We start from the raw sequence: 485 nt of genomic DNA, 5'->3' as shown, positions 1-485 counted from the left end.
GTATGGCATCCTTGCCATACCCACGCACCCACAGAGCTTTCTGTTGATATATCCTCCCACGGAATACACTTTCTTGCTGTGAAATCTCCCACAGATTTCACAGATTTACACAGATTCTTAGGGTGCTTTCAGGGGGTGCACTTGTCTCAAGTGCACCAACAGAGCAAGAAGTGCACCAACCGAGAAGGCGTACCGTCTGCTCGGTTGGTGCAGCTGAGACAGCTGCACCCCCTGGGTGTGCTCCCACAGAATTCGCGGAATACACAGAACCTTCTGTTGAGATAATTTCCCACAGATTTCACAGAACCCACAGAACCTTCTGCTGAGAAAAACTCCCGCAGATTTCACAGATTTACACAGATACTTTTAGTAAGAATGTTCTGTGTGTTCTGTGAAATCTGTGGGAGTTTTTATGTACTAACTTAGAGTGTGAAATCTGTGGGAGGTTTTTTGTTGGTTGGTGCAGTTCTTGCTCTGGCAAGCGG

The organism is Leyella stercorea DSM 18206, from assembly GCF_000235885.1.
GTDB classification, from domain to species: domain Bacteria; phylum Bacteroidota; class Bacteroidia; order Bacteroidales; family Bacteroidaceae; genus Prevotella; species Prevotella stercorea.
Note: the sequence above shows the minus strand (reverse complement) of the source record.